The 14,031-nt window shown below is 58.1% G+C and carries 14 protein-coding genes, 1 tRNA gene and 1 riboswitch; of the genes, 3 read left to right on the top strand and 12 right to left on the bottom strand.

All coding sequences use genetic code 11. The features are described from left to right. From KOL99_RS05050 to KOL99_RS05035, 4 genes are all read right to left on the bottom strand, one after another. Positions 1-1,916, bottom strand: a 1,916-nt coding sequence (locus KOL99_RS05050) for a carboxypeptidase-like regulatory domain-containing protein (protein ID WP_216509371.1), incomplete at its 3' end; no start/stop codon positions are given. A 52-nt stretch (positions 1,917-1,968) separates the two neighbouring features. Next, positions 1,969-2,292 carry a carboxypeptidase-like regulatory domain-containing protein gene (locus KOL99_RS05045; protein WP_216509370.1) on the bottom strand — a complete coding sequence of 108 codons (324 nt, stop codon included), beginning with the start codon at positions 2,290-2,292 and terminating at the stop codon, positions 1,969-1,971. Between the two features lie 128 nt (positions 2,293-2,420). Beyond that, positions 2,421-2,498, bottom strand: a riboswitch (cyclic di-GMP riboswitch). Positions 2,499-3,028: 530 nt separating this feature from the next. Next, positions 3,029-3,104 (bottom strand) — tRNA-Phe (locus KOL99_RS05040). Positions 3,105-3,171: 67 nt separating this feature from the next. Continuing rightward, positions 3,172-3,735 (bottom strand): elongation factor P, encoded by a 564-nt coding sequence (locus tag KOL99_RS05035; protein ID WP_216499167.1) that lies wholly within the window; start codon positions 3,733-3,735, stop codon positions 3,172-3,174. Between the two features lie 95 nt (positions 3,736-3,830). On the opposite strand from KOL99_RS05035, the gene KOL99_RS05030 reads away from it, so the two are divergent. Continuing rightward, positions 3,831-4,061: an RNA-binding S4 domain-containing protein gene (locus tag KOL99_RS05030; protein WP_216509369.1), complete on the top strand. Its 231-nt coding sequence runs from the start codon at positions 3,831-3,833 to the stop codon at positions 4,059-4,061. Here KOL99_RS05030 and KOL99_RS05025 read toward each other — a convergent pair. Both KOL99_RS05025 and KOL99_RS05020 read right to left on the bottom strand, forming a co-directional pair. Beyond that, positions 4,034-4,399 carry a translation initiation factor Sui1 gene (locus tag KOL99_RS05025; protein ID WP_216509368.1) on the bottom strand — a complete coding sequence of 122 codons (366 nt, stop codon included), beginning with the start codon at positions 4,397-4,399 and terminating at the stop codon, positions 4,034-4,036. The genes KOL99_RS05030 and KOL99_RS05025 overlap by 28 nt on opposite strands. Before the next feature lie 166 nt (positions 4,400-4,565). Then, entirely contained in the window at positions 4,566-5,645 is a 1,080-nt protein-coding gene (locus KOL99_RS05020; protein ID WP_216509367.1) for a ribonuclease Z, read from the bottom strand. Positions 5,646-5,756: 111 nt separating this feature from the next. On the opposite strand from KOL99_RS05020, the gene KOL99_RS05015 reads away from it, so the two are divergent. Together KOL99_RS05015 and KOL99_RS05010 are read left to right on the top strand one after the other, a co-directional pair. After that, positions 5,757-6,089 (top strand): cupin domain-containing protein, encoded by a 333-nt coding sequence (locus KOL99_RS05015; protein ID WP_216509366.1) that lies wholly within the window; start codon positions 5,757-5,759, stop codon positions 6,087-6,089. Between the two features lie 196 nt (positions 6,090-6,285). After that, positions 6,286-7,152 (top strand): rod shape-determining protein, encoded by an 867-nt coding sequence (locus KOL99_RS05010; RefSeq protein WP_216509365.1) that lies wholly within the window; start codon positions 6,286-6,288, stop codon positions 7,150-7,152. A gap of 180 nt (positions 7,153-7,332) precedes the next feature. Here KOL99_RS05010 and hemB read toward each other — a convergent pair whose 3' ends face one another. From hemB to KOL99_RS04980, 6 genes are all read right to left on the bottom strand, one after another. After that, complete coding sequence (hemB, locus tag KOL99_RS05005) at positions 7,333-8,352, bottom strand: porphobilinogen synthase (protein ID WP_216509364.1); 1,020 nt, start codon at positions 8,350-8,352, stop codon at positions 7,333-7,335. A gap of 98 nt (positions 8,353-8,450) precedes the next feature. Then, a complete protein-coding gene (cobA, locus tag KOL99_RS05000; protein ID WP_216509363.1) occupies positions 8,451-10,001 on the bottom strand; it encodes a uroporphyrinogen-III C-methyltransferase in 1,551 nt (516 codons plus the stop codon). A 194-nt stretch (positions 10,002-10,195) separates the two neighbouring features. Beyond that, positions 10,196-11,152, bottom strand: a complete 957-nt coding sequence (hemC, locus tag KOL99_RS04995; protein ID WP_216509362.1) for a hydroxymethylbilane synthase — start codon at positions 11,150-11,152, stop codon at positions 10,196-10,198. A gap of 37 nt (positions 11,153-11,189) precedes the next feature. Continuing rightward, positions 11,190-12,491, bottom strand: a complete 1,302-nt coding sequence (gene hemA, locus KOL99_RS04990) for a glutamyl-tRNA reductase (protein WP_216509361.1) — start codon at positions 12,489-12,491, stop codon at positions 11,190-11,192. Positions 12,492-12,523: 32 nt separating this feature from the next. Then, on the bottom strand, positions 12,524-13,339 hold the full coding sequence (gene ccsB / locus KOL99_RS04985; protein ID WP_216509360.1) for a c-type cytochrome biogenesis protein CcsB: 816 nt from the start codon (positions 13,337-13,339) through the stop codon (positions 12,524-12,526). After that, positions 13,336-14,010 carry a precorrin-2 dehydrogenase/sirohydrochlorin ferrochelatase family protein gene (locus tag KOL99_RS04980; RefSeq protein ID WP_216509359.1) on the bottom strand — a complete coding sequence of 225 codons (675 nt, stop codon included), beginning with the start codon at positions 14,008-14,010 and terminating at the stop codon, positions 13,336-13,338. Before KOL99_RS04980 ends, ccsB begins: the two co-directional genes overlap by 4 nt. Between the last annotated feature and the right edge of the window lie 21 nt (positions 14,011-14,031).

Genomic DNA, 14,031 nt, shown 5'->3' with positions numbered 1-14,031 from the left:
ACGCTTTGACTGACGTAATGGCCCCACTCCTGAATTATTTTCACGTTAGATACAGGCACTCCGTTGTTGTCAGTAGTCTTACCACTTAGAGTAACAAACGGCATGGTGATGTTTTGTGTGGTATTGGCTGACACAACTACGTTCTGCAAAATGTCATAACCGTGAAAATAATGTGGTGCTGGAACATTGGTTGTCGGTGAGATCCACGCACTTGAAGACCCTCCCTCCACACTAAGTTTATACGTACCACTAGCGAGAGGAACTGAGTAATTCCCGCTGGCATCAGAAGAAACTTGACCCGCCGACACGCCACTTGCTTGGTCCGAGACAGTGACTTTCACATTTGCTACACCAATTCCACTGAGATTTTGTATTTTCCCGGAGAGGGTGACAGCCTGTTGTAGGGGAAAGTTTTTGACAGCATCAGTCGTAGCATTAATCCCATTAGCAACCGTTTGGGCAAGGCCACTGCCAGGTGGGGGAATTAGTGTTAAAGTATCAGCTGACGTTGAAACTACAGTTATGCTGTAATTACCCAAGGCGTCAGAGGTAACCGGCTCGAATTGGCCGTTCCATGTCAGATAATAACCAACGCTTTGACTGACGTAATGGCCCCACTCCTGAATTATTTTCACGTTAGATACAGGCACTCCGTTGTTGTCAGTAGTCTTACCACTTAGAGTAACAAACGGCATGGTGATGTTTTGTGTGGTATTGGCTGACACAACTACGTTCTGCAAAATGTCATAACCGTGAAAATAATGTGGTGCTGGAACATTGGTTGTCGGTGAGATCCACGCACTTGAAGACCCTCCCTCCACACTAAGTTTATACGTACCACTAGCGAGAGGAACTGAGTAATTCCCGCTGGCATCAGAAGAAACTTGACCCGCCGACACGCCACTTGCTTGGTCCGAGACAGTGACTTTCACATTTGCTACACCAATTCCACTGAGATTTTGTATTTTCCCGGAGAGGGTGACAGCCTGTTGTAGGGGAAAGTTTTTGACAGCATCAGTCGTAGCATTAATCCCATTAGCAACCGTTTGGGCAAGGCCACTGCCAGGTGGGGGAATTAGTGTTAAAGTATCAGCTGACGTTGAAACTACAGTTATGCTGTAATTACCCAAGGCGTCAGAGGTAACCGGCTCAAATTGGCCGTTCCATGTCAGATAATAACCTACGCTTTGACTGACGTAATGGCCCCACTCCTGAATTATTTTCACGTTAGATACAGGCACTTCGTTGTTGTCAGTAGTCTTACCACTTAGCGTAACAAACGGCATCGTGATGTTTTGTGTGGTATTGGTTGACACAACTACGTTCTGCAAAATGTCGTAACCGTGAAAATAATGTGGTGCTGGAACATTGGTTGTCGGTGAGATCCACGCACTAGAAGATCCTCCCTCCACACTAAGTTTATACGTACCGCTAGCGAGAGGAACTGAGTAATTCCCGTTGCCATCAGAAGAAACTTGACCCGCCGACACGCCACTTGCCTGGTCCGAGACAGTGACTTTTACATTTGCTACACCTGTACCTGTAAGATTCCGTATCGCACCCGACAAGGTGACGGCCTGCTGTATAAGGATGATGTTCTGCGTAACATCGACCCCATTAATAATAATTCCATTCACCGTAGAATCGGTGAGCCCCCGACCCGACGGGGGTGAAATAAGAAGATTATAGCTGCCATCAGAAACTGCGACGGAATAAGCGCCATTTGCATCGGTGGTTGTTGTAGCTACTTGAACTGCGGTCACTGCATTGTGCACCTCTACAATAGCATTGGGAAGTGGATTACTACCGCCGTAAATCGTACCGGAAAGCGTCCATGCCAGCGCTGTGTTTATTGTTCCAAACAGGATTATTAACATAAGCAGAACAAGCCCGATTCTATTTAGAGCCAACTTCATATCAGATTTCCTCCAGTGGCTTGTTAGTACATATTTAAGTGTCACGGATATGTTATCTCATCGGTTGGAGTACAACCGATACATTGCTTTTATCGAACACCTCGGCTGGTAAATTGACGGTTGCGTAATCTAAACCGTCAGGAGCCTTTATCTGCACGAAGGCATCAAAAAAATCCATCGTTGGCAGGGTAAAACGGCCATTGGCATCGGTGGTCAGTTTGTACTTGTCCACCTCCTGCAGATGCACATTCACTTCAGCCCCAACAACAGGCGTGCCGTCCGGATAGGTCACCTTGCCCCCGGAAGCAAAGCAGGCAGACGCCCAAAGAAGTACAGTTCCAAAGATGATCATCATTCTTAAGTACAGCTTGGTCATAAGCATGTTCCTCCAGCAAATAGGTGATATTGGAATGAAAACTTAGCGGTTCGGATAAAAAAGCGCCCTCTTCATCAGCATAGAAGACGGGCGCTTCAACCATACTCAAAGTACGGCGAACCACACTCTCCGGCGGGTCAGCCATCCGCGGAAACGGATCTGGTCCTCTGCGTCCCCGGATTACTCCGGGTTTGCTCTGATCAAAGAGATGTAACGATTATTTATTTTTGGAGATTGGCTATTGCCGGAAACGTTTCTTTTATAAATCTCTCAATGCATATCCCATTTCCAATGGGATATGCTCCTACAAAGATCAAAGCGTCCGAGCAAGTTGCATACCACGACAACAGACCGCGCAACATCGTGTAAACTTCATGTTTTTTCGTTGAGGTTAATTAACCTCAAGCCATTTAACTTTATTTTATAAACTCAATATGGTGTTTTAACGTGTAGGGTGGAGGCTGAAGAGGACGTGAGAACCAAGCAGCAACCTTCGGTGTCACGAATACGGTGTTCTTTCCCATTATCTTGCTGACACAGGCACGTCTTTCTTACTGTATGGCGCTACAACTTTGGTGGGACGTAAAAGAGATATCACGGGTAGGTAGGTAACTCACAGCAAAAGTTGTTTTACGGTCAACTGAGTATGACAAAACAAAGTAGCAGCTAGGATAGCATCTACGTCAATTGCAAAAGAAAAGGCACTTACGAAGTACGTAAGTGCCTGACTTTCTAGTGGTGCCCAGAGACGGAATCGAACCGCCGACACGAGGATTTTCAATCCTCTGCTCTACCGACTGAGCTATCTGGGCAAGAGACCAACTTTATACTTTGATTCGCCGACTGTGTCAACCCTTTTCTTCTAATTTTTATGACTGACTAGGCGCGGGAGATGAAACGGCCGTCGCGGGTGTCGACCTTGATCTTCTCGCCCGCCTCGAGGTACGGCGGCACCTGCAGACGCAGACCTGTCTCCAATACGGCTTCCTTGGTCTGCGCTGTGGCGGTGGCGTTCTTCATGGCGGGAGCCGTCTCGGTGACGACCAGTTCGACTACCATGGGAAGGTCGACGTTGACCATGCGCTCCTGGAAGATGCCGAGTTGAACTTCGGTGCCGTCGAGAAGGAACGGCGCGATGGCTTCGAAGTTGTCCTCTTCCATCTCGAACTGCTCGTAGGTCTCCAGATCCATGAAGATGCCGCGGCCGCCGTCGGCGTAGAGGAACTGCCCCTTGTGACGCTCGAAGTCGGCCTCGTCCACCTTGTCCCCGGAACGGAAGGTCTTCTCGAGAACCTGGGCTGTAATCAGGTTGCGGTATTTGGTCTTGACCATGGTGTTGGCGCCACGGGCCGAAGGGGATTGAAAACTTACGTCGACTAACACGCAGGGGGCTCCGTCCAGCTGGATCACGAGGCCTTTCTTGAAATCGTTGGTAGTGTACATGCAGGGTTCTCCTTAGCGAAATGTCCCTTTTTAACAGAATTCTGTGCTAAATTCAACCGCGCCATGACGGCGAGACTTTGAGATGTGGAGGATCTGTGAAGATAGATACAGAATTTATCAAGTTGGACAGTTTTCTGAAGGCGGTGGATGCGGTCTGTTCCGGAGGCGAGGCAAAGATCATCATCTCGGAAGGGATGGTGTCGGTGAACGGCGAGGTGGAACTGCGCCGTGGCAGAAAGCTGCGTCCTGGCGACCAGGTGGAACTTGGAGGGAAAACTTTCTCGGTGGAATGGCCGGATCAGCCTCCCGCGCGTTTGGCCTTATAGCCGCGCTTGGCGAGTTCAGCGAGCAGCACCTCGGCATGGTCCCCCTGGATCTCGATGACGCCGTCCTTGGCGGTTCCGCCGCAGCCGCAGCGCTTCTTCAGGTCGCCCGCCAAAGCGGTGAGGGCCGCCGCGTCGAGAGGGAGGCCGGTGATGACGATGACCGTCTTGCCGCCGCGCCCTTTCGTTTCGCGCCTCAGGCGCACCACGCCGTCGCCAGCGGGCGCTGCCGACTTCTTGCAGACGCAGGAGTTGGCGGGCTTGCCGCAACCGGGGCACATGCGGCCGAATTCGGAAGAGTAGACTACCGGGGCATCGCTGTTGGAGTTGCTCTTTTTCATGCTGCCTTTGTAGCAGAAAAGCTGAGCGAGATTCAAGACAAGAAAAAGGCCTCAACGCAAGACGCCAAGGCGCGACGCCGCAAAGTTAAAAGCACAAAGAGATGTTATCCATATAAGAACTTCGCGCCTTTGCGCCTCTGCTACTTTGCGTTAAAGCTTTTCGGGGTTATATCTCGACTGGCCGCGGCACTTCGCTCTCCATGAGGGGACGCGGAGTGAGACGGTCGGGGATTTTCAAGACGGTGACACCGGGCGGGGGCTCGATCTCCCGGTACAAGGGCTCGCTCCCCCTCTGGTAGGTCTTGGAGAAGTGCATCGGCAACACATACCGGGGCCGCAAACGGTCCAACAACTGGTTGAACTGCGTGGTGCAAAGATGGCGTGACAACCCCGCCTTCTTGCTCTCGGAGGCAAGGAAAGCGCACTCGCATACCAACAGCGTCACCCCTTGCACCAGTCCCGAAAGCTTGGTCACGTTCTCCTCTGAGTACCCGATATCGGTCACGTAACCGATGCTCGCCGGCTCTTCGAACTTCCTGATACGTTGGTACAACTCAGCTGCATCCGGTGCCACCTTCTCTTCTATACTCCCGCCGCTGTCGTACGGATACCTGACCGGGCTCCCCTCCATCACACCGTCATGGAACAGTTTCTCCATCTCCTTGAGCCACTCCCCCTTCTTGACCCCTTCCGCCGCCATGCGCTCGTCATCGAGCACGAATGCCTCCCCCTCGTCCACGCGATAGGCCATGACCGGAATGTGATGCTCACAGTGGGTCCCGCTCACGGTCAGGTGCCGGTTGCCGTAGAGGACGCCGTTGCGCTCCCCCTCGCAACTGGCGGCGAAGGCTTCCGGTCCGCTGTAGAGCATGCTCGCCACCCGCCCGTTGGCCCAGATTTCGTTGACCCTGAAGTTCCCCCAGAAGGTATCGGCGAGGTTCCAGTCGTAGCAGGCGAACTTGCTCGCCATGCGCTCGGAGAGCCCCGGCGGACCGAACACGTCGATGGTGCGCGGCGAAGCGTGGCTGTGGCGGATCACGCTGTCCATCCCCATGAAGTGGTCCATGTGGGCGTGGCTGATGAAGATGGCGTCGATGGATGTGTAGACCCTCTTGGCGAGGTGATGCATCTTGCCGCAATCGAAAAGGAGCGCGCGGCCGGTCGGACGGACCCGGACCAGCAGCAGCGGGTCGTCGAACAGTCCTGCGAAGAAGGTTGGTTCGAGGTAGCGGAAAGGTTTGGGCATGCGCAGAATTTTACCATTAGATTGACTTGCATCAATTGCAACACTCTCTGCACGGGTTACAGTTCCTATCAAGAAGACAATCCGACGAACTCACATGACAAGGAGAAGGACATGGCAGAGAAAAAGGGTGTTGCTCTGGGCGAGGCACTGAATCTGGCAAACCTGGCGGGCTACCAGGACGGCGCGGTGGTTAGCAGGACGGTCATAGACAAGCCGGTGGGGACCATTACTGCCTTCGCCTTTGACGCGGGTGAGGGGCTGAGCGAGCACACCGCTCCCTACGATGCCTTCGTGCAGGTGCTGGACGGCGAGGCGGAAATCAATATCGAAGGAACGGCGCATACCGTGTCGGCGGGGGAGATCATAATCATGCCCGCCAACAAGCCCCACTCCCTGCGCGCCGTTAAACGTTTCAAGATGCTCCTGGTGATGATCAGGGCATGAAGCAGTAGGCTCAAAGGCGGATCACAGAGAGGACACAGAGGCAAAACCAAGGCGGGCACAGAGAAATCCCCAGCGTTCTTTCTCTGTGACATCTGTGGACCTCCGTGACCTCTTTGATAACGCTTTTGTTTGACCCTGATTCTCCCTTGGGCTATGCTCGGCTCCTGCAAGAACAGCAACTTGTCGGGGCAGGGTCATGACTCTATTCAACATGGACCAGTGGCGACAGCACGTCGCACTCGATGTCGGGACTGCAACCACTCGCATTGCCACCGGGAACTGCGGGATGGTTGAAGTTCCTTCCCGGATCGGATCTCGCAAAGCGCTGCACGACGGCGTCATCGTCGACCCGGAGGCTGCCTTCCGGATCCTTCAACCGGTGCTCGAACGGCGCCGGGTCTTCGGCATGGTGAAGCCAAGCATCCTCGGCTGCGCCCCCAGCGACGCCAGTGACAGCGAGCGGCAGTTGCTGACCGATGCCATCATGAAGGCGGGGGCCGCCGCGGTATCCATCATCCCGGAACCGCTTGCTGCTGCCGTCGGCGCCAACCTCGACGTTTCTTCCCCTTACGCCCAGATGGTGGTGGATGTCGGCGACGGCGTCACCGATTGCGCCGTTTTCCGCTCCGGAAAAGTCATCGCCAGCTACGCCCTCAGGGGCGGCTGTTGCCGCATGCGGCACGCCATCATGACGGCGGTCAAAGCCGTACAACAGACGGTGCTGCTCGAGGAGGAGGCGGACCTGCTGCTGCGTGATTGCGGCACCAGCCGACATTCCGAGCCAGCCGCGGGAACAACGGTAGCAGCGCTGCTCCCGGTCCTCGAAGAGATCGCCGACGGCATCGATTCCTTCCTCAGGGACCTGCCCAACGACATCGGGTGCGACATCATCTACAGTGGCATCTGTCTCACCGGCGGCGGCGCGTTGATACCGGGACTGCGGCACCTGCTGGAGGAGCGTACCGGCATCAACGTCTTCACCGCGTCCAACCCGCGTAGCGCCGTGGTCGAAGGGGCGCGCGCCATCCTCCCGGTCGTGGTGATGCTGAACCGGTGGAGATAGTGAAGGTCCGCCATACAAAATCCTGACCCCTTGCTTGCCTCCCTCCGCAGAGGATGATGGCCCCCTCCCCCACCTAGCCCCCTCCCGCAAGGGGAGGCGGAACGTGAACCTGACCAACAATATAAAAAGCCCCTGCCGACGGAGTCGACAGGGGCTTTTCTCTTGTATCGGTGCAGCCGGTTACCTGCAGCCGCAGCCGCAGCGGCCGTTCAGCTCCGCCTCATACCCTTTCCTCAGCAGCTTGGCAACTTCCTTGGAGTGGTAGGTCAGGATCAGGTCGGCGCCGGCGCGTTTGAAGGACATCATGGTTTCCATGATGACGCGGTCTTCGTCGATCCACCCCATCTTGGCGGCGGCCTTCACCATGCTGTACTCGCCGGAGACGTTGTACACGGCGGTGGGGAGGTTGAACTCGTTTCTAACCTCGCGCACGATGTCGAGATACGGCAGGCCCGGCTTGACCATCAGGATGTCGGCGCCTTCCTCGACGTCCATCCTCGCCTCGCGGATCGCCTCGAGCCTGTTGCCCGGATCCATCTGGTAGGAGCGACGGTCGCCGAACTGCGGGGTGGACTCGGCGGCCTCACGGAACGGGCCGTAGTAGCCGGAGGCGTACTTCACCGCGTAGCTCATCAGCGGGATATGGTTGTAGCCGTTGTTGTCCAGCGCCTCGCGGATGGCGGCCACGCGGCCGTCCATCATGTCGGAGGGGGCAACCATGTCGGCGCCTGCCCGGGCGTGGGAAAGGGCCTCGCGAGCCAAGAGTTCCAGGGTCTCGTCGTTGTCCACGTCGCCGTTTTTGATCACGCCGCAGTGGCCGTGGTCGGTGTACTCGCACATGCAGACGTCGGTGATGACGGCCAGCTTGGGCACTTCCTTCTTGATGGCGCGGATGGTCTCCTGGATGATGCCGCTCTCGGAGTAGGCGTCGCTACCCATCGCGTCCTTCTGTTCCGGAATGCCGAACAGGATGACGGCCGGGACACCCAGCTCGTACGCTTCCTGGGCCTCCTCGACGATGTTCTCGATGGACTGCTGGTAGATGCCCGGCATGGACGAGATCTCTTTCTTGATCCCCTTGCCGAAGGCGGAAAACATCGGGTAGATCAGGTCGTTTGCCGAGATCGCGGTCTCACGGACCATATTCCTGAAGACTTCCTTGCCCCGAATTCGTCTCGCTCTGTACACCGGGTAGAACATACCATTTCTCCTTTTGCTTGCAGTGGATAGACTCTAAACCTTCCCCCTCCCTAGCCCTCCCCCTCCGGGGGAGGGGAAGCAGGACGAGCGGGCGGGGGTTAACTATGTGTGGCGGCGCCGCCGAAAAAGCTGATCATCTCCCGCGACAGGGCCTCAAGGGTGAACTCGGCCGGTTCGATGTGCACGTCGAGACCGAGGTCGCGACAGGTCTTGGAGGTGATCGGTCCTATCGAGGCGATGGTGACCCCTTCCATCAGGTGCAGGAAACGGTTTTCACCGAGGATGCCGGCCAGGTTCTGCACCGTGGACGAGGAGGTGAAGGTGGCGCAGTCGATCCTCTTCTCCTCGAGCGCCAACAACGCCTCATCCGGAATAGCCGAGGGGGTATGGTTGGCGTAGGTCACCGGCGCGATCACCTGCGCGCCCAGGCGGCCCAGTTCTTCCGGGATCACCTCACGGGCGCGATCCCCTTTCGGGAAGAGGATCCACTTGCCGTTCATGTCCATCTCGGAGAAAGCGGCCACCACCCCCTCCGCCTTGTAATCGGCGGGGATCAGGTCGGGACGGATGCCGTAGGGGGCGAGCGCCGCGGCGGTCTTGGGGCCGACCGCGCAGACGTGGCAGCGCCCGAGGGCCCGGCTGTCGAGGCCGTGCTCGGCAAGCCTTGCGAAGAAGTATTTAACCGCGTTGTACGAGGTGAAGACGATCCAGTGGAAACTGTCCAGCGCGTCGATCGCCTCGTCCAGGGCGGCGTAGCTCTCGGGCGCGGCGATCTCTATGGTCGGGCAGCAGTAGGCGCGGGCGCCGAGCTGTTCCAGCATCGAGGTGAATTCACCGGCCTGGTCGGCGCCGCGGGTAACGAGCACGGTGCGGCCGAAGAGCGGGCGGTTGTCGAACCAGCGCAGCGTCTCCCTAAGGTTGACCACTTCACCGACCACGGTGATGGCCGGGGCCTTGAAAGCGGCGGCGCGGGCCTTGTCCGCGATATCTGCCAGCGTGCCGACCAGCACCTCCTGCTCCGGACGGGTGCCCCAGCGGATCAGTGCCACCGGGGTTTCCGGCGCGCGACCGTGCTCCATGAGGCTTTGCGCAATGTGCGGCAGGTTGGTGACCCCCATGTAGAAGACCACGGTGCCGCTGCCCAGCGACAGCCCCTCCCAGTCGATCTCGGAGGACGCCTTGCCCTTCTTCTCATGCCCGGTCACGAAGGCGACCGAGGTGGTCACGCCGCGGTGGGTGAGCGGGATCCCCGCGTAACTGGTGGCGCCGACCGCCGCGGTGATGCCCGGAACGATCTCGAAGGGAATCCCCTCCGCGACCAGCGCCTCGCATTCTTCGCCGCCACGGCCGAAGATGAAGGAGTCCCCCCCCTTGAGCCGCGCCACCACCTTGCCGGAGAGCGCCTTTTGCACCAGCAGTTCGTTGATCTGGCTCTGTTCGCGGTTATGCTCGCCGCCGACCTTGCCGGCGTAGATCAGTTCGGCCCCCTTGGGAGCGAGCCGCAGCAGTTCCTCGTTGGCGAGGTAGTCGTACATCACCACCTGCGCCCTGGCCAGGCAGTCGCGTCCCTTGACGGTGATCAGCCCGGGATCGCCGGGGCCTGCGCCGATCAGGTAGACATACCCTTTCTTTGTCGTTTCAGCAGTCATCTCGCACCAGGAAAAGAGAGTGATGTGCGCAAAAGGCAAAAGGCTAAGGTAGAACCGTTAGCCTTTAAAAGAAAGTCAGAACCGTTGGCCACGGAGACACGGAGGACACGGAGAAAGGCAAAAGCGGGGTGCCCCCAAAGTCTTTTGCTTTTCTCAGATCTTCTCCGTGCCTCCGTGGCTATTGGTTTTGGGGTTTATACCGGGATTTCCTTCTCCCGGGAGACTTCACGCTGGTACACCTCGGCGAGGATGGCGTGGCCGCCCTCGGAGAGGAGCTGCTCGGCAAGCTTCACGCCCAGCTTCTCGCAGTCGTCGGCCGGACCGCTAACCACACCCTTCACGGAGACCTTGCCGTCCACCGACGCGATGAAACCGGTCAGCTTCAGCTCGTCGCCGGTCACTTCGCCGTAGGCGGCGATGGGAACCTGGCAGCCCCCCTCGCAGCGCCACAGAAGAGCACGCTCGGCACGCACGGCGCGGCTGGTGTCCGGGTGGTTGAAGAAGGAGATGGCGTCCTTCACATCCTCGTTGGAGAGGTTGCACTCGATGCCCAGCGCCCCCTGGCCGATGGCCGGCAGGGAAAGGTCGGTCGGCAGGAGCTCGGTGATCTGGTCGGCGAAGCCGAGACGGTTCAGACCGGCGGCAGCCAGGATGACGGCGTCGAGCCCCTCGGTCTCCAGCTTGTCCATGCGGGTCTGCACGTTGCCGCGGATGATGACCATTTCCAGGTCGGGGCGGACTTTCAGCAGCTGCGCCTGGCGGCGAAGCGCCGAGGTGCCGATGCGGGCGCCCTGCGGCAGGTCGAGGAACTTGACGTTGCGGGAGATGACGGCGTCGCGGGGGTCTTCGCGCTCGGTGATGCAGTAAAGGCCCAGCCCTTCCGGGAACTCGGTCGGCACGTCCTTCATGCTGTGCACCGCGATGTCGATCTCGCCGCGCAGCATCGCTTCCTCGATCTCCTTGACGAAGAGCCCCTTGCCACCGACCTGCGCCAGCGGCACGTCGAGGATCTTGTCACCGATGGTCTTGATCTTCTTGAGGGTGACGGTCATGTCGGGGTAGCGTTTTTCCAGCTCGGACTTGACCCAGTTTGCCTGCCAGAGTGCGAGCTGGCTCGCGCGGGTTCCTATTCTCAGCTCTTTCAGCGCCATGCACTTCTCCTTTATCTGTTGATCTTCCTTAAAGTAATCAGTCTTCCAGCTCCATCATGCCTTCCTGCTGCTCGCCCGTCTCCAGGTCGAAGAGGTGGCGCAGGGCGTCGACGTAAAGGTCGTTGCGGCTCCCCTGGTCGGTCCTCTTCAGGAGGCTGGTAGGATGATGCAGCAGCTTGTTCATGATGGCGTTGGTCAGGGCGTCCATCTTTTTCTCCGCGCCGGGAGGGAGATCCTTCCAGTTGGAAAGAGTCTTGGCCAGTTCCGCTTTCCTGATCTCGTCGAAGTGGCTCCTGAGCGCCACGATGGTCGGGGTCACGTCCAGCGAGGAAAGCCACTTGAAGAACTGCCCGATCTCCTGCTCGACGATCGCCTCGGCCTTGGCCGCCTCGATTTTGCGCTGCTCCAGGTTGGTGGCCACGACACCGTTGAGGTCGTCGACGGTATAGAGATAACAGTTCTCCACGTCGTTGACCTTGGGGTCGATGTCGCGCGGCACGGCGATGTCGATGAAGAACATCGGCTTCAGCTTGCGGCGACGCAGCACCTCCTCCATGTCCTTTTCGTGGATGATGAAGTGGGGCGCACCGGTCGAGGAGAGGATGATGTCCGCCTTGGGAAGGTGCTCCATCAGGGCTTCGAAGTGCACCGGCTTGGCGTCGAACTCCTCGGCCAACTTCTCGGCGCGCTCGTAGGTACGGTTGGTGACCATGACGCCGCGCACGCCGACGTTGATGAAGTGTTTGGCGGCCAGTTCGCACATCTCGCCGGCACCGATGAGAAGGACGGTCTTGTCGGAGAGTTCGCCGAAGATCTTCTTGGCCAGTTCCACCGCGGCAAAGGCCACGGAGACAGCGGAGGAGGCAATCTTGGTCTCGGTCCTCACCCTCTTGGCGACGGAGAAGGCCTTGTGCAGGAAGCGGTTCAGGATGATACCGGAGCTCTTGTACTCGGCGGCGTAGCCGTAGGAGGTCTTGATCTGCCCGAGGATCTGCGGTTCACCTACCACCATCGAATCGAGGCTCGACGCGACGCGGAAGACGTGACGGGTGGCCTCCTCGCCGTGGTAGCCGTACAGGTGCTTCTCGAGCGTCTCCAACGGGAAGTTGTGGTAGTCGGCAAGGAAGCGCTTCAGGCGCGCCATGCCGCCGGCGACGTCGCGGGTGGTGGCGTAGATCTCCACGCGGTTACAGGTGGAAACGATCACGGCCTCGGTGATGTCGGGGAGCGCCACGAGGGCGTTGAGAGGCTTCTCCATCTGGGTGGGGGAGAATGCAACTTTTTCCCGTATTTCAACTGCGGCAGTTTTATGCGAAAGCCCGACCACAATAATGTTCATAACAATCCCTGCCCCTTCTGGGGTAATCCCTCTTACTTATAGCTGTGCAGCCCCGGCAGCAACAGGTTTACGCCGAGGAAGGTGAAGAGCATGATGACGAAGCCGAAGATCGAGAGCATGGCCGCCTTTCTGCCGCGCCAGCCGGTGGTGAGCCTGCCGTGCAGCAACGCGGCGTAGATGAACCAGGTGATCAGCGACCAGGTCTCCTTGGGATCCCAGCTCCAGTAGGTGCCCCACGCCGTCTCGGCCCAGATGGCACCGGAGATGATGGCGAAGGTGAGCAGCGGGAAGCCGAAGGTGAGGCAGCGGTAGCTGATGTCGTCCAGGATGTCCAGCGAGGGGAGCTTCTGGAACATGGAACCCAGCCGGCGCGTCTTCAAGAAGTGCGACTGGATCAGGTACATGATGCTGACGCCGAAGGAAATGGCGAAGGCGGCATAACCAAGGAAGGCCATGATGGTGTGGACCGCGAGCCACTTGCTCTTGAGAGCCGGGTTCAGCGGCGGAATCACCGTGGAGAAGGAGGCCGAGATGATCATGATCAACAGCGCCAGCGGCATCATGAATGAGCCGAGGATGCTGATCTTGTAGCGCCGTTCCAGCAGCAGGAAGATCCCCACCACGGAGAGGCTGAAGAAGGAGAGCGATTCGTGCAGGTTGGTGATCGGGGTGTGCCCCGCCTCGAGGAAGCGGTTCAGAGTGAAACCGCAATGAACGAGGAAGCCGGCGAGCGTGAGCCAGAGGCCGGTTTTACCCAGGGATTCCTTTGGCTTGAGCAAGTAGATCAGGTAGACGGCGGCGACGACCGCGTAGATGACCAGGGTGCTGTTGAAGAGCAAGGCGTTCATGAAGGGTCCTCTTTTCCTGCCTCTACCGAGCCCGGTGCGGCCCCGGCAGCGGAGAGCTTCAGGAGTATCTGGTCTATGGCATCTCTCTGCCCGTTTTTGATTAGCGCGGGGAGGTCCAGCGCGGCAAGCTCGGCAAAAACCGTGTCATTGTATGCGTTCCCAGCCTTTTCAGTCAATAGCTTTTCACGGACCGCACTTAAAAGGGCTACAGCCTCACCATATTCAGGACCGAACTGGGCTCTCAGCCGATCGACGATCGTTTTTGACAGAGTGGGGCTGGCTCCACCAGTCGAGACCGTAATCAGCAGCTCTCCTTGTTCGAGAACGGCGGGTGTCACGAAGTCACCGTCGTCCGGCAGATCGACACAGTCGACAAGAATATTCAGTTCCCGGGCTGCCCGCGCCACCTCGCGGTTGATTGCGGCGTCGCTGGTGGCGGCAAAGGCGAGGGTCGCCCCGGTGAGGTCGCCGGGGCGGTAGCTGCGAGACAGGTGCACGATGCGCTCCTGCGCGGCGAGTGCGGCAAGGGATTCTTCGACCACGGGGGCCACGACGGTGACACGCGCACCTGCACCCAGCAGCCGGGCGGTTTTGCGGGCGGCCACCTTGCCTCCACCGACCACCACCACGAGGCGTCCCTTCAGGTTCAGGTTTATCGGGTAATGACGCACGAAGCACTCCCTGCCCGCCCG

The organism is Geomonas azotofigens (assembly GCF_018919395.1).
Lineage (GTDB): Bacteria > Desulfobacterota > Desulfuromonadia > Geobacterales > Geobacteraceae > Geomonas > Geomonas azotofigens.
The sequence above is the reverse complement of the archived record's forward strand: the minus strand, read 5'-3'. Positions and strand labels throughout refer to the sequence as shown.